The sequence below is a fragment of the Xanthomonas sp. NCPPB 3570 genome, from assembly GCF_056725115.1.
The window spans coordinates 4,490,716-4,511,631 of sequence record NZ_CM161513.1 but is presented as its reverse complement, the minus strand read 5'-3'; the positions used below and the strand labels follow the sequence as shown (position 1 = coordinate 4,511,631).

Sequence of the window (20,916 nt, the reverse complement as noted above, 5' to 3'; positions counted from 1 at the left end):
GGCCCATCGAAGCCGCAACCGTTGCGCTCGCCGGCATCGATCCGAAGCCGGCTTTAGCGAATCCCGAATCCCGAATCCCGAATCCCGCCGTTCCTACAACGCAATCGACTTGTTCTTGCGCTCGGCCAGGCGCTTTTCCAGGTAGTGGATGTTCTGGCCGCCGGCCTGGAAGCCCTTGTCGCGCATGATCCGCTGTTGCAGCGGGATGTTGGTCTTGATGCCGTCCACCACCATCTCGCTCAGCGCCACGCGCATGCGCGCGATCGCGGTCTCGCGGTCGGGGCCGTGCACGATCAGCTTGCCGATCATCGAGTCGTAGTTCGGCGGCACCTTGTAGCCGCTGTAGATGTGCGTGTCCACGCGCACGCCGGGGCCGCCGGGCGGATGGAAGCCGGTGATCAGGCCCGGGTTGGGCATGAAGGTTTCCGGGTCCTCGGCGTTGATGCGGCACTCGATCGCATGGCCGCGCAGGACGATGTCCTTCTGCTTGATGCTGAGCTTGTGCCCGGCGGCGATGCGCAGCTGCTCGCACACCAGGTCGATGCCGGTGATGCGCTCGGTGACCGGGTGCTCCACCTGGATGCGCGTGTTCATTTCGATGAAGTAGAAGCGCCCGTTCTCGAACAGGAACTCGAAGGTGCCGGCGCCGCGGTAGCCGATGCGGATGCAGGCGTCCACGCAGACCTTGCCGATCTCGTTGCGCAGTTCCTCGGTGATGCCCGGCGCCGGCGCTTCCTCCACCACCTTCTGGTGGCGGCGCTGCATCGAGCAGTCGCGCTCGCCCAGGTGGATGGCGCCGCCCTGGCCGTCGGCCAGCACCTGGATCTCCACGTGGCGCGGATTTTCCAGGAACTTCTCCATGTACACCTGGTCGTTGCTGAAGGCGGCCTTGGCCTCGGACTTGGTGGTCTCGATGGCGGCCTTCAGCGCGGCCTCCGAATGCACCACGCGCATGCCGCGGCCGCCGCCGCCGCCGGCCGCCTTGATGATCACGGGGTAGCCAATCTCGCGGGCGATCTTGGTGTTGGCGACGATGTCCTCGCCCAGCGGGCCGCCGGAGCCGGGCACGCACGGCACGCCGGCGGCCTTCATCGCGCGGATCGCCTCGACCTTGTCGCCCATCAGGCGGATGGTGTCGGCCTTGGGCCCGATGAAGATGAAGCCGGACTGCTCCACGCGCTCGGCGAAGTCGGCGTTCTCCGACAGGAAGCCGTAGCCGGGGTGGATGGCCTGGGCGTCGGTGACCTCGGCCGCGGCGATCAACGCCGGGATGTTGAGGTAGCTCTCCGACGAGGGTGCCGGGCCGATGCACACCGACTCGTCGGCCATGGCCACGTGCTTGAGGTTGCGGTCCACGGTGGAATGCACCGCGACCGTGCGGATGCCGAGCGTATGGCACGCGCGCAGGATGCGCAGCGCGATTTCGCCGCGATTGGCGATGACGACTTTATCGAGCATGGGAAGGCCGGGAATTGGGAATGGAGAATCGGGAATGGAGGACGGCGTGCATCGTCAATCTCCGCGCTTGCTCAGAACATTCATCAATGCGGTCAGTTTGGCGAAGATCGTATCGATCAATCCGTCGAGTGCCGCGATGTCGGAGGTGTAGTCGAGCCGGCGCGCGATCTGCAGGTGCGTGCTGGCCTCGGACAGCGAGCCACGTGCGATCGACAGAAAACGCAGGTATTCGGGAGTGGAGCGGCGTGCCGCGCCTTCGGCGATGTTGGCGGGAATGCTGACCGCTGCGCGGCGCAGCTGCGCCGTCAGCCCGAAACGTTCCGTCGCCGGAAACGTTTCGGAGAGGCGGTAGATCATTTCCACCAGATCCATGGAGTCGCGCCAGACGTCGAGCCGCTCGTGCGGTCGCTTTGACGATTCCCCATTCTCCACTCCCGATTCCCGGCGTCTCAGCCAATCACAAACAACGGCTGATCGAACTCCACCGGCTGGCCGCTTTCGCCCAGGATCGCGACGATGGTGCCGGAGACGTCGGCTTCGATCGGGTTGAACATCTTCATCGCCTCGATGATCGCCAGGGTCTCGCCGGCCTTGACCGCCTGGCCGACGCTGACGAAGGCTGGCTTGTCCGGGGCCGGCGAGGTGTAGAAGGTGCCGACCATCGGTGCGCGCAGCACGTGGCCCTCGGGCAGGGCGTTGCCGGGCTTGGCGCTGCCGCCGGTGGAGGCTTCGGTGGGCGAGCTCATCGGCATCGGCGCGGCGGCGGCCGGCGCGGCCGCGGGGGCGGCGGCCACGTACTGCGGCGCGCTGGCGGTCATGCCCTTGGGGGTGCGCGCCAGGCGCACGCTTTCCTCGCCTTCCTTGATCTCGATCTCGGCGAGATTCGATTCTTCCAGCAGGTCGATCAGTTTCTTGATTTTGCGGAGATCCATAACGGCCTCGTGAGGTGACTTTTGAAAAAGACCGGGCGCGCGGCCCGGGGACTCAGACGGGGATATGCGGTGCCGGTCGGGCGTGGGCGCGGCTCATGCGGCCGCTCCCAGCCGGGTCAGCGCCGCGTCCATCGCATAGCGGTAGCTGTCGGCGCCGAAGCCGCAGACCACGCCGACCGCGTGGTCGCTGAAGTAGCTGTGGTGGCGGAACGGCTCGCGGCTGTGCGGGTTGGACAGGTGGATCTCGATGAACGGGATCGCCACCGCCGCCAGCGCGTCGCGCAGCGCCACCGAGGTATGGGTGAACGCGGCCGGGTTGATCAGGATGAAGGCGGTGCCGTCGCCGCGCGCGGCCTGCACCCGGTCCACCAGCACGTGCTCGGCGTTGGACTGCAGGCTCTCCAGCGCGTGACCGGCGGCGCTGGCCTGGGCCAGCAGCGCGGCATCGATCTGCGCCAGGGTGGCATGGCCGTACACGCCCGGCTCGCGGGTGCCGAGCAGGTTGAGGTTGGGGCCATGCAGCAGCAGCAGTCGCGCCATCGGGAACAAAGCAGCGGAAAAGGCGGCAGTCTGCGCGAAGCCGGCATTGCTGTCCAGTTCGGCGAAGTTGCGGGTGTTTTAAACAAATGTTTGATTTTTCGCCGGTCTGCGTCGCGTCAGCGCAGGCATGGCGTGCGGGCAACGGGCCGCGCCACTGCCTGCGGTTATGTCGCATCTTGCGCGGACCATGCAAGTGTCGCTGCAGCATGGGACGGCCACATTGCAGCGCCATCGCCGCCGCGCGTCGACGCGCCGGTGGAAGTGGTATATACCATTTCAAAATCACTGAAATACCAGTCGAGGGTAGGCGCATGCGAAGCGAGCGTATTGGCCGTTGCGGCCTTGGCCGCCACATCCTGGCGTTCGCGCTGCTGGCCGGGGCGATCGCGCCCGCGCTGGCGGCGCCGGCCACCCTGCCGGCGGTGTACCCGACGCCGACCGCGCTGCGCCTGCTCGGGCCGGAACTGCCGCTGGGGCCGTCGGTGGTGCTGGTGCAGGCCGGCAAGGCCGACCCGGCCACCGACGCGCTGGTGCGCGCGGTGTTGCGCGAGGCCGGGGTTTCCCGCATCCGCCGCGCCAGCACGCTGCCGCACGACCCGCAGGCGGTGTCGGTGGTGCTCGGCACCGTCGACGCGGCGCCGGTGCGCGAAGCGCTGGCCGCCGTCGACCTGGACGTGCCGGAGCGCGCGGAAGGCTATGCGCTGGGCAGCACCGCCAGCGGCGGCGGCGCGCGGATCGTGCTGGCCGGCCGCGACGACGCCGGCCTGTACCACGCGGCGCAGACCTTCCGGCAACTGGTCGCGCACGGACGCGTCGCCTCGGTGGCGGTGACCGACGCGCCGGCGATGCCGGTCCGCGGCACGATCGAGGGTTTTTACGGCAAGCCCTGGAGCATGGCCGAACGCGCCGCGCACCTGGCGTTCCTGGCGCGGTTCAAGGCCAACACCTACATCTACAGTCCCAAGGACGACGCCTTCGCGCGTGACCGCTGGCGCGCGCCGTACCCGGCGGCCACGCTGGCGGCGCTGGGCAAGCTGGCCGCGGTCGCCAACCGCGAGCACATCAACTTCGTCTACGCGCTCTCGCCGGGGCCGTCGATCTGCTACAGCGATGCGGCCGACCTGCAGGCGATCCGGCGCAAGTTCGCCGCGCTGCGCACGCGCGGCGTGCGCAGCTTCTACATCGCCTTCGACGACATCGAATACACCAAGTGGAACTGCCCCGGCGACGCCGCCGCGTTCGGCGCGGCCGGCGAGCAGGCCGCGGCGACTGCGCAGGCGCAACTGCTCAACGCGGTGCAGGCGGACATCGCCGCGGCCGGCCACGGCGCGCTGATCATGGTGCCGACCGAGTACTACAACGTCACCGAATCGCCGTACAAGGCGACCCTGCGCAAGGCGCTGGATCCGCGCGTGGTGGTGCAGTGGACCGGCACCGATGTGGTCCCGGCGTCGATCTCGGTGAGCGATGCGAAGAACGCGACCAAGGCGTTCGGGCGCAAGACCCTGCTGTGGGACAACTATCCGGTCAACGACTTCGCCGAGACCGCCGGGCGCCTGCTGCTGGCGCCGTACGACCGCCGCCAGGCCGGGCTGTCGGCGGAGCTGAGCGGCATCGTGTCCAACCCGATGAACCAGGAAGTGGCCAGCCGGCCGGCGGTGGCCGGGCTGCTCGCCTTCGCCTGGAACGACCGCGGCTACGACGCACAGCGCACCTGGCGCGCGGCCGCGCGCGATCTGGCCGGCGGCGATGCGCAGGTGGCCGACGCGCTGCTGACCTTCTTCGACACCCAGCACCTGGCGCCGACCTTCGGCCATCTGCCCTGGCAGCCGCAGGCGCCGCGGCTCAAGGCGTTGATCGATGCGACCCGCGATGCGCTGGCCGATGGCGATCCGGCCGCCCGCAGCGCGGCGCTGGCCGCGCTGGGCCGCGCGGCCGACGACCTGGCCGCGGCACCTCAGCGTATCCGTGCCGGTACCACCACCGGCGCGTTCGTGGCCGAGGCGGCGCCGTGGCTGGATGCGACCGGGCTATGGGGCCGCGCGCTGCGCCTGAGCGTGGACGGGCTGAACCAGGTGCTGGCCGGCGATCCGGCGGCCGAGCAGGCCTTCGCTGCGGCCAGGCAGCTCGCCGCCCAAGCGGCGGCGGTTCCATCCATTCCCGGCGCGACCCGCTTCGGCGGCCCGGTCAAGGTCGCCGACGGTGTGCTGGATACCTTCATCGCCGATGCACCCGGTCTGGTGGAACGCCCGCCGGCGCGCTAGCGGGCTGCGGTCCGTTCCGGTTCGGCGCGTCGGCGGCGCGGACCTGCTCATGGGCATCGCCCATGTGCTGATGCCCGATCGCCATGCCGCACAGCGCACGCATTAACCGGCGATTTACACCCGCGCGGCGGATCCCGGGCACAAAGGACGCCCCGAGCGGCCAAGGTGCGTGCCATGCGAATTGCGATCATCGGCGCAGGATTCTGCGGCAACGTGCTGGCCGCGGCGCTGGCCCGCCAGGGCACCGCCAGCCGCATCACCCTGGTCGGCATGGCCGACACCTTCGGCCGCGGCGTCGCCTATGGCGCGGCGCGGCCGGAGCACCTGTTGAACGTGCGCGCCAAGGACCTGGGCGTGGATCCGCAGGATCCCGGCGGCTTTGCCGCGGCGCTGCACCTGGATGCGGCGCAGGGCATGGCGTTCCTGCCACGGCTGCAGTACGGCCAGTACCTGGAGCGGCACCTGGCGGCCGCCCTGGCCGACTCGGCCACCGAGGTGGTGCCGCTGGCGCAGGAGGCGGTGGCATTGGAGCGCGATCCGCGCGGCTTCCGCGTGTTCCTGGCCAATGGCGAGGATTTCGTCAGCGACGTGGTGGTGCTGGCGATCGGCGCACTGCCGCCGGCGGCGCTGCCGGGCGTGGGCCCGCGCCTGGCGGTGCACCGGCGCTACATCGGCTGGCCATGGCAGGACGGCGTGCTCGACACGGTGCCGCCGCAGGCGCGGCTGCTGCTGGTCGGCACCGGCCTGACCATGGCCGACGTGGCCCTGACCCTGCGCCGGCGCGGCCACCGTGGCGCGATCACCGCCCTGTCGCGGCGCGGCCTGGCGCCGCAGGCGCACCTGCCGCAGCCGGGCGCGCCGGTGAGCCTGCCGCCGAGCGTGGTGCAGGCGCTGCGCGGCCACGACCTGCGTGGCCTGGTGCGCAGCCTGCGGCAACTGACCACGGTGGTGGAGGACTGGCGCTGCGTGGTGGATGCGCTGCGTCCGCATCTGCAGCCGTTCTGGAGCGGGCTGGCGCCGGCGGCGCGCGCGCGTTTCCTGCGCCACTTGCGGCCGTACTGGGAGGTGGCGCGGCACCGCCTGGCCCCGGCCGCAGCCACCGCGCTGGCGCAGATGCAGCAGCAGGGGCAGCTGCGGATCCGCGCCGGGCGCCTGCTGCGCGCGCGCCTGGGCGAGGACGCAGTGGAGGCGGTGATCCGCGACCGCGCCGACCGCGGCGCGCGTACCGAGCAGTTCGACGTGCTGATCCGTGCCACCGGGCTGGATACCGACGTCGCCCGCACCAGCCATCCGCTGGTTGCGGCGCTGCGCGAGGCCGGCCTGCTGCAGGCCGATCCGCTGGGCCTGGGGGTGGTGGTCGATCCGCGGCTGCGGGTACGCGACGCCGGCGGCCAGCCGGTCGCCGGCCTGTACTGCCTGGGGCCGCTGCTGCGCGGCGGCCTGTGGGAAATCACCGCGGTGCCGGAACTGCGCACCGCCGCGCAGCGCCTGGCCGAGGAGCTGGCGACGCTGGCGCAGGTGCGGACCGCCGATGGTGGCGCCAGTGGCGATGCGCCGCAGCGGCTGGCGTTCTAGTGCCGGATCCGCATGCGTGCGCTGTCCGCACTGCCCGCGTAGGAGCGGCTTCAGCCGCGACCAAGCGTTACCGGTAAAGCCCGGTCGCGGCTGAAGCCGCTCCTACGCGAGTGCGTCCAGCGCTCTGCCGGCTACTGCGTCGGCTGCGCGCCGCCACCCACCCAGCCCTCGACCTCGCCCGGGGCGAACGGCCCGAGCTTCTGCCTGACGATGCGGCCGTCGGCGTCGATCAGCACGCTGTACGGCAGCAGGCCCTGGGTGTCGCCTAGGCGCACGCTGGCGTCGGCCGGGCCAGGCGTCTCCAGCGCGATCGGGTAGCCGATCGGCACCTGCTGCAGGAAGGCGCGCACGTCCTCGGCACGGTCCAGGGCGATGCCGAGCACCTGCAGGCCGTCGGCCGGCTGCGCGCGCGCCAGCCGGTCCAGTTCCGGCATCTCGCGCACGCACGGTTCGCACCAGCTCGCCCACACGTTGACCAGCAGCGGCCGGCCGCGGAACTGGGCCAGGGTCAGGTGGCCGCCGTCGAGCGTGGGCAGGCGCAGTGCCGGGGCCAGGTCGCCCGGGCGCGCCGCGGCGACCGACGTCGCCGCCGCATGGCCGCTGGCCGGGGCGGACGTTGCCGGGGCCAGCGCTGGCGTCCGCCGTTCCCACCAATGCGCCGCCGCCACGCCGAGCACCGCCGCCACCGCGGCGACCGCCAGCAGGCGCGCGCTGGCGGGGGTCATCGCGCCGCGCGCAGCAGGGCGTCCTCGACCACCGCCTGGCTCAGCACCGGCGGCAGCACCGTCGGCGGCGCGCCGGGGCCATAGACCACGTACAGCGGCACGCCCACCGCCTTGTGCTCGGCGAGGAAGGCGCTGATGCGCGGATCCTCGTTGGTCCAGTCGCCCTTCATGTACACCGCGTCCACCCGCTTGATGGTGTCGCGGAACGCGTCGCTGTCGAACACATTGCGCTCGTTGGCCTTGCAGGTGACGCACCAGTCGGCGGTCATGTTGACGAAGACCACGCGGTTGTCGGTGCGCAGGCGGTCGAGCATCTGCGGCGAATAGGCCACGGTGTTGCGCTCGACGCTGGCGCTGGGCGGCGGCAGCCGGGTCACGCCCCACGCCGGCAGCAGGGCGGCCAGCAGCAGCACGGCGGCCAGGCGCATGCCGGTCTTGTGGTCGCGCCAGCGCGCGCGCTCGAACCACCACAGGCCCAGCGCCAGCAGGGTGGCGCCGATCAGCAGCAGCGCCACCGCGTCCACGCCGCGCTGCTTGCCCAGCACCCACAGCAGCCAGATCGCGCTCAGGTACATCGGGAACGCCAGCACCTGCTTGAGCGTCTCCATCCACGCTCCCGGCTTGGGCAGGCGCCTGGCCAGCGACGGCACGAAGCCGATCAGCAGGAACGGCAGCGCCAGGCCCAGGCCCAGGGTCAGGAACACCAGCATCGCTGCCGCCGCCGGCGCGGTCAGCGCATAGCCCAGCGCCGGGCCCATGAACGGACCGATGCAGGCGCTGGACACCACGCAGGCCAGCACGCCGGTGAAGAAGTCGCCGACCGGGCCGCTGCGCGTGGACAGCGACTGGCCGACGCCACCGAGGTTGGCGCTGAGGGTGAACACGCCCGACAGGCTCAGCCCGACCACGAACATCAGGTACACCAGCACCGCGACGAAGCCCGGGCGCTGCAGCTGGAAGCCCCACAGCAGCCGCGCGGCCACGGCGATGCCGCCGATCACGGCGAAGGAGGCGAGCACGCCCAGCGTGTACCACAGCGCATGGCTGCGGGCGCGGCCGCGGCTCTCGCCGCTCTGCGCCAGGCCCAGCACCTTCAGCGACAGGATCGGCAGCACGCACGGCAGCAGGTTCAGCAGCAGGCCGCCGCCGAGCGCCAGCAGCAGGATCCACAGCAGGTTCTGCGTGGCCGGCGGCGGTGCGGCGCTGCGCGCGGCGTTGTGCGCGGAGGCGTCCGGCGTCGCCGGCAAGGCATCGGCATCGGTGGCCGCGGCCGCGTCGTTGGCGTCGGCCTGGCGGCTGTCCAGCGGCGTCACCAGCAGCGGGCTGACCTCGGCCTGGTCGGCCGGGGTGACGGTGCCCTTGGGCAGCGCCAGCTTCACCCGCCGGGTCATCGGCGGATAGCAGATGCCGTCGGTCTGGCAGCCCTGGAAGGTCGCCACCAGGGTCGCGGCGGCGGCATCGGCGCGCTGTCGCTGCAGCGGCACGGTGACCTCGGTCTGGTCGAAGTACACCACCACCTTGCCGAAGTGTTCGTCCTGGTGCGAGCTGCCCTGCGGCCAGCGCGGCATACCGGTGCGGATGCCGGGCGCGCCCTCCAGCGCCAGCGCGGTGCGGTCGCGATAGAGGTAGTAGCCGGGCGCCGGGGTGAAGCGCAGCAACAGCGTATTGCCGTCGTTGGCGATGGCTTCGAAATGGAACGCCTGGTCCGACGGCAGCGGCAGACCCTGCACCGCAGCGGCGCCGGGGCCGGGACCGAACAGCGGCTTGGCCCCGTTGCCCGCGCCCGGGCCGCTGCCCGGCAGCCCGCCCGTCGCCGCCGGCGGCGCGGCATCGGCGGTGGCGGTGGCAGTGGCAGTGGCAGCCGGCAGGGTCACTTCGAGCAGGCGCTTCTGCGGCGGGTAGCACACGCCGGCATCGGCGCAGCCCTGGTAGCGCACCTCGACCTGCACGCGGTCGGTGCCGGGGTCGGCGATGCCGCTCTGCACCGCGTTCAACGCGTCGCGGTAGGTCTCCACCTCGCCGAAGTACGGGTCGGTCTTCTTGTGGCCGGCCGGCAACTGCAGGGTCGGGTTGGGCCTGAAGCCGCCGATCACCTTCACCGCGATGCGGTGCCGGTACAGGTAGTAGCCCTTGGCGATGTCCCAGTGCAGCGCGATGCGGCCGCGTTCGGGCGCCTGCGCGCTGAGCGCGAAGGCCTGGTCCACCGGCAGCAAGTCCTTTTCGCTGATCGCCAGGGCGGGGAAGGCGGCCACGGCCAGCAGGCACAGGGCGGCGAGGCGGTGCAGCAGGGTCATCGGCTTACGGTTCCTCACGGGTTTCGGCATGCACCCATTGCAGGTAGGCCGGCAGGCCGCCGGTCACCTCGAGTTCGACCAGTTCGGGGACCTCGTAGGGGTGCAACGCGCACAGCCGCTGCCGCAGGGCGGGCAGGCGGTCGGCGGCGGTCTTGATCAGCAGCAGCACTTCCTCGCCCTGTTCCACCTCGCCTTGCCAGCGGTAGGTGGACTGCACGCCGGGCAGGCGGCTGACGCAGGCGGCCAGGCGCTCGTCGACCAGCGCCTGGGCGACCCGCGCGGCGCTGGCCGGGTCGGGGCAGGTGCTGAGCAGCAAGCGGAGGGCGGGCGCGGACATGCGGCCGACAGTATAGGGATGCCGGCCGCGCTTTGGCGGCGCCCGTGGGGAAAGCCGGCGCCGCTCGGAATCCCCAATCCCGAATCCCGAATCCCGCCCGCTGCAAATGCAGCGGGCGAGACAACGGCTCAGTTGACCAACTGGCAACTGGCGGGCTTGGCGGAAGTGAACAGCGACGAGGTCGCCCACTCCGGGTGGTCGATGAACGGGTTGCGGTTGCCCTGGAAGCTGTAGATCACCTCGTTGCGGGCGCGCTCGGCGTCGTCCGGCGGGTCCTGCTGGCTCCACGCGATCAGCGTCGACAGCAGGCCCATGTAGGCCGGCGAGGACGAGGTCTTGACGATCTTGCTGCGGTCGTCGGTCAGCTCCAGGTCCGGCTCGGACTGCCCGGTCTTGGCGTCGACCCCGCCTTCATAGCGGATCGCCATGTACATCACCGCACGCGCCATGTCGCCCTTGCGGTGGTCCCACACCTCGAAGGTGCCGCTGTTGCCGTCCGGGGTACGCACCCAGTTGGAGTTGCCCGGGTAGCGGCCGCTGCCGCCGCCGAAGCCGGCGTTGGCCTCGGTGGCGCGCTCGCCGCAGTTGCTGTCGCACTTGGCGTAGGGCTTGTTGCCGCGGTCGGCGTTCCAGGTGGCGTCGGTCAGGTACAGCATGTGGGTGTCGGTGTACGGCGCGTAGGGCAGGCCCTTGTTGCCGGTGGCGGTGCCGAAGCCCAGCGAGTTCGGCCAGCTGTGCTCGCGGTTGTACTTCAGGCCGCTGCCGCTGCCGGCGCGATCGGTGCCCTTGGCGTAGCTGCGGTTGCGGTAGGCGTCGAGGACGCGCTGGCTGTTGTTGGGATCCTCGTCGGCGATCTCCAGGATGGCCCAGGTATCGGTGCCGGAGCTGCTGCTGTACGGATAGACGGTGTGGCCCTTGATCGTCTCGTGCAGCGAGCAGCGCAGCTGGCTGGGGCTGGAGGTGTTGACGTGCGAATAGTAGGTGCCGGCGCCGCTGCCGCCGCCCGAGCCGCTGGCCACGGTGAAGGCGACGCTGCGATCCTGCGCCGGATGCGCGCCGTCGGCATCGCTCACGCGTGCGGCGACGATGCTCAGGGTGCAGCTCTCGCCGGCCTTCAGCGCGGTGTTGGTGGACAGCGCGAACTGGGTGCCGCTGCTGGGGTAGGTCAGCGCCACGCTGCCGGACTGCTGGCAGCTCAGGCCGAACGCGCCGCTGGCAAGGCTCACCGCCTCGCTGAAGGTCACCGCCAGGTCGCCGGCGGCGGGGAAGTCGGTGGCGCCCTGGGTCGGGGTGGTGGCGGTCACCGTCGGCGCGGCATTGCTGCCGCCGCCGCCAGCGAAGGTCTGGCCGTTGTTGCAGGCACCGAAGGTGCTGGTGGCGCTGTCGCTCCAGCTGAAATCGGCCGCGGCGCTGCCGTTGCCGCGCAGCTGCAGCGAGGTGCCGGCCGGGGTGCTGTTGCTCTCGCTGACCGGCAGGTTCTGGCTGGTCATGCCCGCGGCGGGGCCGCCGCCGCCGGTGATGGCGCCCTCGTAGCTGAGGAACTGCACCACTTGGCCGTTGCCGTCGACGAGCGCCAGGCCGTCGTTGGGCCCGTTCTGGATGCCGTTGCTGGCATAGCTGACGGTGGCGATGCGTACCTGCCCGCCGCAGCTGACCAGGTTGCCGGCCGGCACCGCGCTGTTGGCGTAGACGGTGGCCGAGCCGGGGTTGCTGCCGTTGTACAGGTAGACGCGGTAGCCGCTCAGGCTCTCCCCGGCGGTGGCGACGATCTCCACGCCTTCGCCGGTGTCGCCGGCGGCGGTGGCATCGTCGTAATGCAATTCGTTGATGAACACGGCGGCCTGGGCCGGCCCGGCAAGGGCGAGCAGGCAGGCCAGCGGCAGCGCAACGGCGGATGGCTTCATCGACAACTCCTTTTGGTGATGGATCCCCCCTGGGTCCGCCCAGCCTAGCCCGACTCTGTGACACTGTGACAGGATTCGGTCACTGCTTGGCATGCAACGCACGTCTTCGGCAAAAAATTTTTGCCCCTGGCCCTTGAAAGCCCCCGCCACGGCACTACATCAGGCGCATCCCGGCCTTACCGGGTTTTTTCGCGAGCGTTGCTGGCAGTCGTCATGTGCGAGTGCTAACATCGCCGGCCTTTCCTAGACCAATCAATCACTTAAGAGGTCTCACTCAATGAGCATCAAGCCGCTTCACGACCGCGTCGTAGTCAAGCCGATCGAAGCCGACGAAATCTCCGCCGGCGGCATCGTGATCCCGGATTCGGCCAAGGAAAAGTCCACCAAGGGTGAAGTCGTGGCCGTCGGCGCCGGCAAGCCGCTGGACAACGGCAGCGTACGCGCCCCGGCGCTGAAGGTCGGCGACAAGGTCATCTACGGCCAGTACGCCGGTTCCAGCTACAAGGCCGAAGGCGTCGAGTACAAGGTGCTGCGCGAAGACGACGTGCTGGCGATCGTCGGCTAACAGCGCCGCCGATCGCGGGAATCGGGAATGGTGAATCGGGAATCGGCAAGGCGCCTTCGTCGCCCGCGATTTCCATCCCGTCCCGACCGCCCGCTCTTGATCTGCCTATTCCCTGTTCTCCATTCCCTATTCCCGAGGTAACTCAACATGGCTGCCAAAGATATCCGTTTCGGTGAAGACGCCCGTTCGCGCATGGTGCGCGGCGTCAACATCCTCGCCAATGCCGTCAAGGCCACCCTGGGCCCGAAGGGCCGCAACGTCGTGCTCGAGAAGAGCTTCGGCGCCCCGACCATCACCAAGGACGGCGTCTCCGTCGCCAAGGAAATCGAACTGGCCGACAAGTTCGAGAACATGGGCGCGCAGATGGTGAAGGAAGTCGCGTCCAAGACCTCCGACAACGCCGGCGACGGCACCACCACCGCCACCGTGCTGGCGCAGGCGCTGATCCGCGAAGGTTCCAAGGCGGTCGCCGCCGGCATGAACCCGATGGACCTCAAGCGCGGCATCGACAAGGCCGTCGTGGCCGCCGTGGCCGAGCTGAAGAAGATCAGCAAGCCCACCGCCGACGACAAGGCCATCGCCCAGGTCGGCACCATCTCCGCCAACTCCGACGAGTCGATCGGCAACATCATCGCCGACGCGATGAAGAAGGTCGGCAAGGAAGGCGTGATCACGGTCGAGGAAGGCTCGGGCCTGGAGAACGAGCTGGACGTGGTCGAGGGCATGCAGTTCGACCGCGGCTACCTGTCGCCGTACTTCATCAACAACCAGCAGAGCCAGCAGGCCGACCTGGACGACCCGTTCGTGCTGCTGCACGACAAGAAGATCTCCAACGTGCGTGACCTGCTGCCGGTGCTGGAAGGCGTGGCCAAGGCCGGCAAGCCGCTGCTGATCGTCGCCGAGGAAGTGGAAGGCGAGGCGCTGGCGACCCTGGTGGTCAACACCATCCGTGGCATCGTCAAGGTCGTGGCGGTCAAGGCTCCGGGCTTCGGCGACCGTCGCAAGGCGATGCTGGAAGACATGGCCGTGCTGACCGGCGGCACCGTGATCTCCGAGGAAGTGGGCCTGGCGCTGGAGAAGGCGACCATCAAGGACCTGGGCCGCGCCAAGAAGGTGCAGGTCTCCAAGGAGAACACCACCATCATCGACGGCGCCGGCGACACCTCGGCGATCGAGTCGCGCATCAAGCAGATCAAGGCGCAGATCGAAGAGACTTCTTCGGACTACGACCGCGAGAAGCTGCAGGAGCGCGTGGCCAAGCTGGCCGGCGGCGTGGCGGTGATCAAGGTCGGTGCCTCCACCGAGATCGAGATGAAGGAAAAGAAGGCGCGCGTCGAAGACGCCCTGCACGCGACCCGTGCGGCGGTGGAAGAAGGCGTGGTCCCGGGCGGCGGCGTGGCGCTGGTGCGCGCGCTGAGCGCGATCGGCGAGCTGAAGGGCGCCAATGAAGATCAGACCCACGGCATCCAGATCGCGCTGCGCGCGATGGAAGCGCCGCTGCGCGAGATCGTCACCAACGCCGGCGAAGAGCCGTCCGTGATCCTCAACAAGGTCAAGGAAGGCAGCGGCAACTTCGGCTACAACGCCGCCAACGGCGAGTTCGGCGACATGGTCGAGTTCGGCATCCTGGATCCGACCAAGGTGACCCGTTCGGCGCTGCAGAACGCCGCCTCGATCGCCGGCCTGATGATCACCACCGAAGCGATGGTGGCCGAGGCCCCGAAGAAGGAAGAGCCGGCCGCTCCGGGCGGCATGGGCGGCGGCATGGGCGGCATGGGCGGCATGGATTTCTGATCCAGCCGGCCTCGGCCGACCCGTTCCACGCAGTCGAAAGGAGCCCCGCAGCGATGCGGGGCTCTTTTTTTGTGCCGGCGGCATGGCGGCCTGCCGCACCGCGTGACGGTCATCGTGGTGGAACCCCGATGCGCTATAAGCTGCGCTCGCCCAGCCTCTGCGAGCGGTCATGGTCGCCCCGGTCTGCCAACTCGATCCGCATCGGCTGGACCAGCACCGGCCGGCCTTGCAGCGCTTCCTGTTCCGCCGTACCGGCGACTGGTCGCTGGCCGAGGACCTGGTGCAGGAGACCCTCCTGCGCGTGGTCGTGTACGCGCGCGACCACGCGGTCACCGACCTGGCCGCGCTGGCCCGCGCGATCGCGCTGAACCTGCTCAACGACCACCTGCGCCGCCGCCAGCGCCAGCGTACCGAGCCGATCGACGACGAGGTGCCCAGCCCGGCGCCGGGCGTGGAGGAAGCGGCGATGCAGCGGCAACGCGTGGAGGCCTTTGCCCGCGCGCTGCAGGGCATGCCGCCGCTGCGCCGCGAGGTGTTCGTGCGCAGCCGCCTGCGCGGGCAGAGCTACCGCGAGATCGGCGAGGCGCTGGGGCTGAGCGAGGCGGCGGTGGAGAAGCACGTCAGCCGCGGCCTGCGCTGGCTGCAGGAAACGGTGGCGCGCGGCGACGCGGTGCCGCCACCTGCCACCACGCCGCGCCGACGTGGCCCGGAGGACGCGGCATGAGGCCGGACAGTAACACCGCCGACGACGCGGTGCAGGACGCCGCGGCCGACTGGGTGGCGCGCGCGCTGGCTACGACGGGCGGCGATCCGCCCGGGCTGGCAGCTTGGCTGGCTGCCGATCCGGCGCATCGCGCTGCCTTCGATGCGCTGTGGGTGCTGGCCCACGATGCGGCGCTGCTGGAGGCGCTGGCCGCCTACCACGTGCAGGCCGAGGCGCCAGCGCAGGCGACCGGGGTGGCTGCCGTTGCCGTCCACGAGTCGGCCGCGTCCGCCGTCGCCGGAGCCGTCGCGCCGACAAGCGGCGCACGACGTCCGCGCCGCGACTGGCGGTCGCTGGCGGCGGCGCTGGCCGCCGGCCTGGCGATGCTGGCCGTGCTGCTGTGGCCGCGGCTGCGCCCGGATCCGGCACCGATCGTGGCCACGACCGCGCCCGGACAGACCCAGGTGCTGCGCCTGGACGATGGCAGCGTGCTTACCCTCAACGGTGCCAGCCGGGTTCGGGTGCAACTACGCGCGCAGCGGCGCGAGGTGGCGCTGGAGCGCGGCGAAGTGTTCTTCGATGTCGCCCACGATCCGCAGCGCCCGTTCCAGGTGGATCTGGGCCCGGCGCGGGTACGGGTGCTGGGCACCGTCTTCAACCTGGCGCGCGATGGCGCCACCAGCGAACTGTCGGTGTATTCGGGGCGGGTGGAGATCGACAACGGCGCCGCGCACCAGGTGCTGGCGGCCGGCATGCGCATCGACACGGCCGGCACCGGCCTGGGCGCGCTGGCGCGCTTCGATCCGCAGGCCGGCGACTGGCGCGAGGGTTGGCTGCAGACTGCTGGCATTCCGCTGGCGCGGCTGATCGAGCGACTCAATCGGCGCTCGCCGCAGCCAATCGTGCTCGCCGATCCGGCGCTGGGTGCGCTGCAGGTGTCCGGACGCTTCCGCCTGGACCGGCCGGAGCAGACCCTCATGCACCTGGCGCAGCTGTATCCGCTGCAACTGCAGCGGCGCGCCGACGGCATCCGCGTGGAACGCGCCGCCGCGCCACAGTAGTCGCCGTCGCCGTCGCGGCGTTGCGTGCGCGGGCAGGCGCGACGTGCCGGGTCTGGCTGCCGTCGCCGGCAGTGTCAGGGCAACGCGATGGTGCACGCGACGGTGGAGTGGCCGGCGGGCGCCATCGCGCATCAGTGATCGCGCTGGAGCGAACGGCCGCGCGACGACGCGCGGCGCCTGTCCACGCGGCCGGTTCGCCGGCCAAGCGACCGTGAGGTGCTGCGACGCGTCACAAAAAATTCATGCAATCCCCTGTCGGGATCGGCGCGTTGCGGCGTCTTTGTCCTTTGCCACGCCACGTTGGCGACCCGACGACGACCTTGCTCATGCCGCCCCGCCGCTCCTTCCGTTGTGCCATCCGTTCTCCGCGCGCCACCGCGCTGGCCGCTGCCCTGGCCGCGCTGGTGGCGCTGCCCGCCATCGCACCGTCGGCCGCCGCCGCGACGCCGGCCGCCGCGACCCTGCCGCCCGGCGATCTCGGCGCCACCCTGGCCGCGTTCTCGCGCGCCACCGGCCTGCAGGTGATCGCCGATCCGGCGCTGTTGCGCGACAAGCGCAGCCCCGGCGGCAGCGTCGCCGGCGATCCACGGCAGGCGCTGAGCGGCCTGCTGCGAGGCACCGATCTGGGCTTCCGCCTGGACGGCGACACGGTGATCGTGCACGCGGCTGCAGTGCCCGCCACCAGCGCGACCGCCTCCCCGGCTGCCGCCGGTGCCATCGACCTGGACCGGATCGTGGTGACCGGCACCGCCACCCAGGGACCGAAATTCCTCGCCCCGTACGCGATTTCCACGGTCAGCGCAGAGACGATCGCCGGACAGGCGCCGCGCAGCATGGTCGACATGCTGCGCTCGGTGCCCGGTGTCACCGTGGAGAATTCCGGTGGCGAAGCCGGCGGCGAGAACGTGGTGATCCGCGGCCTGCCGTGGTCCGGCTTCCGCCTGCTCGACGTGCTCGAAGACGGCCTGCCGCTGTTCGAGTCCAACTATGAGCGCCAGTTGCAGATCGACGAGGTGTACCGGCTGGACCTGGGCACCCAGGATGCGGAGATCGTGCGCGGCGGCACCGCGCCGATCTACAGCAACAACGCCTCCGGCGGCGTGCTCAACTTCATCACCAACCACGGCACCGACACCGCCAAGGGCGCGGTCAAGCTGACCGGCGGGGCCAACGCGCTGGCGCGCATGGATGCCACCGCGTCCGGGCCGGTGCAGGGCAACGACAATCTGCTCTATGCCATCAGCGGCTTCTACCGGCAGAGCGACGGCCTGCGCGATCCGGGCTTCGGCAACGGCAACCAGGGTGGGCAGATCAAGGTCGGCGGCACCTACAAGTTCGATTTCGGCAAGTTCTTCGCCGACTTCAAATACCTCAACGACCGCGGCGTGTTCTACAGCGCGATCCCGCTGGCCGATCCGCGCAACGGCGATTCGCTGGCCGACCTGATCGACCCGTCCACCGGCACGCTCGTCAGCGACAGCTTCCGCAACGTGCGTATCCGCACGCTGGACGGCAACGGCGGCAACCGCGTGGAGACGCGCGACCTGGCCGATGGCGTGCATCCGGTCACCCGCACCCTGACCGTGGGCGGCGACACCGAGTTCGCCAACGGCTGGCGGCTCAGCGACAAGGCGCGCTACGTCGATGGCGACGTGGGCTTCAACGCGCTGTTCAACGGGTCTCCGGTGGACGCGGCCAGCGTGCTCAGCAGCCGCCTGGCCGCCGCGCGCGCCGCGTTCCCGGGCACCGCCTCGCTGCGCTACGTGCTGGCCGGCACCAACACCCCATTCGATCCGGCCTCCACCGCCGGCCTGACCATGATCAACACCTGGTCGAGCACGCAGACCCACTACAGCGACTTCGTCAACGACCTGCGCCTGGGACGGCTGTTCGAGATGTCCGGCGGCAGCAGCCACGACGTGTCGCTGGGCCTGAGCTTCAGCCACTTCACCTTGCGCCAGCAGCAGATCGGCAATGCGCTGCTGACCGACGTCAAGAGCAATCCCGACGCGCTCGACATCCAGGCCCTGAACGCGGCCGGGCAGGTGCTCGGCAACGTCACCGAGAACGGCTTCACCAGCTACGGCAGCGGCGACCTGATCGGCGACAGCCACGGGACCGCGACGGCGTTGTACGCGGCCGACACCTGGAAGCTCAACGATGCGCTGGAAGTGGATGCCGGCCTGCGCCGGGTGTGGCGCCGCGAAGAGGGCAACCGCGGCGTGATCGGCACCCAGACCATCGCCACGAGCGGTCCGCTGGCCGCGCGCACCGTCACCGGCCTGGTCGGCAGCGTGCCCTACAGCAAGGACATGGCCGGCACCTCGTGGACGCTGGGCGCCTCGTACAAGCTCGCCGACCCGGTCAATGTCTTCGCGCGCTATACCGAGAGCTTCAGTTTCCCGCGGCTGAGCGAGCAATGGGGCAACGTGGTCAACGGCGTCGGCGGGCGCATGCCCGACGGCAGCGCCACGCCGGTGACCCCGATCCGCCAGGCCGAGCTCGGCGTGAAGTACGCCACGCGGCCGCTGGAACTGGTGCTGATCGGCTTCTACAGCGATTTCAGGAAACTCAATTCGAGCACCTATGTCGCCAACGCCAACGGCCTGCTGGTCAACGTGCCGCTGCTGATCGACACGCGTACCAAGGGCGTGGAGTTCGAAGGCACGTGGCGGCCGCTGGGCGGGTTCGAGCTGACCGGCTCGGTGACCCTGCAGGATCCGCGCATCAGCGGTGCCGACACCTTCAGCGGCCTGTCCGGTGCCGCGCTGGTCGACAACGAGATTCCGCGCGTGCCCAAGTACAGCTGGTCGCTGCAACCGAGCTACCGCTTCCAGGTCGGCGGGGTGGATGCGCGCGCCTACGCCACCTGGTTCGGCATCGGCCGGCGCTTCCAGGACTTCACCAACGCCAGCGTGCTGCCGGCCTATCGCACCCTGGACCTGGGACTGCATCTGCAGCTCGACGCCAACCTCAGCGCGCAACTGCTGTGCACCAACGTCACCGATGCGCACGGTCTCACCGAAGGCAATGCGCGCGCGCCGGGCGTGTCCGGCGACCTGGTGCAGGCGGACGCGACCGTGGGCCGGCCGATCTTCGGCCGCAGCTACGTCGCCTCGCTGCAATGGGCGTGGTGACACGCGCCCTGAGTCGCACGTGGGTCGCCGCCAGCGCGCGGCGATGCCACGTGCGCATGTTTCGTTGATCGCCAGGATTCTTCGATGACGCTTCCGCATTTCACCCGCCGTCGCTTCCTCGGCGGCCTCGGCACGGCGCTCGCCGCCGGCATGCTGCCGCTCCCCGGCTGGGCGCAGCGCGCCGCCGCCACGCCTTCCGCCTCGGTCGATCGCATCCGCGAACCGCTCAGCGGCTGGATCCCGGGCATGCTCGACATCCACCACATCGGGACCGGCCGCGGCAACGCCACCCTGATCGTCTGCCCCGACGGCACCGCGATGATGATCGACGCCGGTGCCATCGACGGCCTGGACAAATACCTGATCGACGAGCTGCCCAACGCCAGCCGGCGTGCGGGCGAGTGGGTCGGCCGCTACGCGCGCCGGCATCTGGCGCAGGCGGGGCGACACGAACTCGACGAGTTCATCCTGACCCACTTCCACCGCGACCATATGGGCGAATGCCTGCCGGACACGCCGCTGGCGCCGGGTGGGCACTACGCCCTGACCGGCGTGACCGACGTGGCGCAACTATTGCCGATCCGCCGCTACCTGGACCGCGGCTACCCGGACTATGCGTTTCCGCAAGCGCTGGAGGATCCCAACCAGCGCAACTACCGCGCCTTCATCCAGCACGAGCGCGCCCGCGGCGCGCAGGTCGAGCGCTTCCGTGCCGGTGCCGCCGACCAACTGCGGCTGCGGCGCGACGCCGCGGCCTATCCCGGCTTCGCCATCCGCAACCTGGCGGTCAACGGTGAGGTGTGGACCGGCGATGGCGAGCGCACGCGCGCCCTGTTCCCGCCCGGTGCCGTGCCGACGGAGAACCAGTGCTCGGCGGCGCTGCGCCTGCACTACGGCGCGTTCACCTACTACAGCGGCGGCGACCTCTCCAACAGCATCAACTACTACGACGCAGACCCCTGGCGCGACGTGGAAACGCCGGTGGCGCAGGTGACCGGTGCGGTCGACGTGGCGGTGGCCAACCATCACGCCTATGCCGACGCGATGGGCCCGGCCTGCGTGCGCGCATTGCGCCCGCGTGCGTTCGTCATCCTCACCAACGACTCGGCGCATCCGTCGGTGTCGCCGCTGGAGAACATGCTCAGCGAACGCCTGTACCCGGGTCCGCGCGACATCTACGCCACCGCGATGAAGCCGGAGAATATCGTCGCCAACAAGCGCATCCGCGAGATGACCAGCACCAATGGCCACGTGGTGGTGCGGGTCGCGCCGGGTGGCGGGCAATACCGGATCGTGGTCACCGACAACAGCGACGAGTCGGATACGGTGCTGGCCGTGCATGGTCCGTATGCCAGCGGGCGCCACGCCACGCAGGGGTCATCGTCCGCTTGAGCGGGCCGCCGTGCCCCGCCGCGGCGATGCGGCACGATTCCGCGCGCGATGCGGCGAATCGCGCATAACCGACAAGCGTCTACGCGCGATGCGTGGCAGTGTGTTGACAGCGGGTGTCGGCGCCATGCAGGTTAGGACGCACGGGCGTCCAGGGGGATCTGCACGCCCGCATGTTCGTCTTCTTCTGTGCGTCGCGACCGGCGCAGGGTGGCGTGTGCCTGCGGCATGCGCGCAC

General features: G+C 70.4%; 16 protein-coding genes. 8 read left to right on the top strand and 8 right to left on the bottom strand.

The genetic code is table 11. The features are described from left to right. Window positions 1–93: 93 nt before the first annotated feature. From accC to aroQ, 4 genes are all read right to left on the bottom strand, one after another. Window positions 94–1,458, bottom strand: coding sequence for an acetyl-CoA carboxylase biotin carboxylase subunit (gene accC, locus AC1PLR_RS19400; RefSeq protein WP_010343850.1), 1,365 nt, complete (start codon window positions 1,456–1,458; stop codon window positions 94–96). A 54-nt stretch (window positions 1,459–1,512) separates the two neighbouring features. Beyond that, window positions 1,513–1,890, bottom strand: a complete 378-nt coding sequence (locus tag AC1PLR_RS19395) for a four helix bundle protein (RefSeq protein ID WP_026143397.1) — start codon at window positions 1,888–1,890, stop codon at window positions 1,513–1,515. Between the two features lie 17 nt (window positions 1,891–1,907). After that, window positions 1,908–2,390, bottom strand: coding sequence for an acetyl-CoA carboxylase biotin carboxyl carrier protein (gene accB, locus AC1PLR_RS19390; RefSeq protein WP_148827977.1), 483 nt, complete (start codon window positions 2,388–2,390; stop codon window positions 1,908–1,910). Between the two features lie 93 nt (window positions 2,391–2,483). Continuing rightward, window positions 2,484–2,930 (bottom strand): type II 3-dehydroquinate dehydratase, encoded by a 447-nt coding sequence (gene aroQ, locus AC1PLR_RS19385; protein WP_019801847.1) that lies wholly within the window; start codon window positions 2,928–2,930, stop codon window positions 2,484–2,486. A 311-nt stretch (window positions 2,931–3,241) separates the two neighbouring features. On the opposite strand from aroQ, the gene AC1PLR_RS19380 reads away from it, so the two are divergent. After that, a complete protein-coding gene (locus AC1PLR_RS19380) occupies window positions 3,242–5,194 on the top strand; it encodes a glycoside hydrolase family 84 protein (RefSeq protein WP_481102025.1) in 1,953 nt (650 codons plus the stop codon). Between the two features lie 174 nt (window positions 5,195–5,368). Beyond that, on the top strand, window positions 5,369–6,769 hold the full coding sequence (locus AC1PLR_RS19375) for an FAD/NAD(P)-binding protein (protein ID WP_481102024.1): 1,401 nt from the start codon (window positions 5,369–5,371) through the stop codon (window positions 6,767–6,769). Window positions 6,770–6,900: 131 nt separating this feature from the next. On the opposite strand, the gene AC1PLR_RS19370 is transcribed toward AC1PLR_RS19375, so the two are convergent. The 4 genes from AC1PLR_RS19370 to AC1PLR_RS19355 all read right to left on the bottom strand — a co-directional run bounded on the left by AC1PLR_RS19370 (window position 6,901) and on the right by AC1PLR_RS19355 (window position 12,029). Further along, window positions 6,901–7,494 carry a TlpA disulfide reductase family protein gene (locus AC1PLR_RS19370; protein WP_481102023.1) on the bottom strand — a complete coding sequence of 198 codons (594 nt, stop codon included), beginning with the start codon at window positions 7,492–7,494 and terminating at the stop codon, window positions 6,901–6,903. After that, on the bottom strand, window positions 7,491–9,788 hold the full coding sequence (locus tag AC1PLR_RS19365) for a protein-disulfide reductase DsbD family protein (protein ID WP_481102022.1): 2,298 nt from the start codon (window positions 9,786–9,788) through the stop codon (window positions 7,491–7,493). Before AC1PLR_RS19365 ends, AC1PLR_RS19370 begins: the two co-directional genes overlap by 4 nt. Before the next feature lie 4 nt (window positions 9,789–9,792). Beyond that, the gene (gene cutA, locus AC1PLR_RS19360) at window positions 9,793–10,125 is read right to left on the bottom strand and encodes a divalent-cation tolerance protein CutA (RefSeq protein WP_481102021.1); all 333 of its coding nucleotides are present in this window, start codon (window positions 10,123–10,125) and stop codon (window positions 9,793–9,795) included. Window positions 10,126–10,253: 128 nt separating this feature from the next. Next, window positions 10,254–12,029 carry an endonuclease gene (locus AC1PLR_RS19355; RefSeq protein WP_481102020.1) on the bottom strand — a complete coding sequence of 592 codons (1,776 nt, stop codon included), beginning with the start codon at window positions 12,027–12,029 and terminating at the stop codon, window positions 10,254–10,256. Window positions 12,030–12,306: 277 nt separating this feature from the next. Here AC1PLR_RS19355 and AC1PLR_RS19350 point away from each other — a divergent pair, with 277 nt between their 5' ends. The 6 genes from AC1PLR_RS19350 to AC1PLR_RS19325 all read left to right on the top strand — a co-directional run bounded on the left by AC1PLR_RS19350 (window position 12,307) and on the right by AC1PLR_RS19325 (window position 20,681). Further along, window positions 12,307–12,594, top strand: coding sequence for a co-chaperone GroES (locus tag AC1PLR_RS19350; RefSeq protein ID WP_010340979.1), 288 nt, complete (start codon window positions 12,307–12,309; stop codon window positions 12,592–12,594). Between the two features lie 147 nt (window positions 12,595–12,741). Then, window positions 12,742–14,388, top strand: coding sequence for a chaperonin GroEL (groL, locus tag AC1PLR_RS19345; RefSeq protein WP_010340980.1), 1,647 nt, complete (start codon window positions 12,742–12,744; stop codon window positions 14,386–14,388). Between the two features lie 169 nt (window positions 14,389–14,557). Then, window positions 14,558–15,112: an RNA polymerase sigma factor gene (locus AC1PLR_RS19340; protein ID WP_481102019.1), complete on the top strand. Its 555-nt coding sequence runs from the start codon at window positions 14,558–14,560 to the stop codon at window positions 15,110–15,112. Then, window positions 15,109–16,152 carry a FecR family protein gene (locus AC1PLR_RS19335; protein ID WP_481102018.1) on the top strand — a complete coding sequence of 348 codons (1,044 nt, stop codon included), beginning with the start codon at window positions 15,109–15,111 and terminating at the stop codon, window positions 16,150–16,152. Before AC1PLR_RS19340 ends, AC1PLR_RS19335 begins: the two co-directional genes overlap by 4 nt. A gap of 326 nt (window positions 16,153–16,478) precedes the next feature. Beyond that, window positions 16,479–19,289, top strand: a complete 2,811-nt coding sequence (locus AC1PLR_RS19330; protein WP_481102017.1) for a TonB-dependent receptor — start codon at window positions 16,479–16,481, stop codon at window positions 19,287–19,289. An 84-nt stretch (window positions 19,290–19,373) separates the two neighbouring features. Further along, on the top strand, window positions 19,374–20,681 hold the full coding sequence (locus tag AC1PLR_RS19325; RefSeq protein ID WP_481102016.1) for a ComEC/Rec2 family competence protein: 1,308 nt from the start codon (window positions 19,374–19,376) through the stop codon (window positions 20,679–20,681). Window positions 20,682–20,916 lie beyond the last annotated feature (235 nt).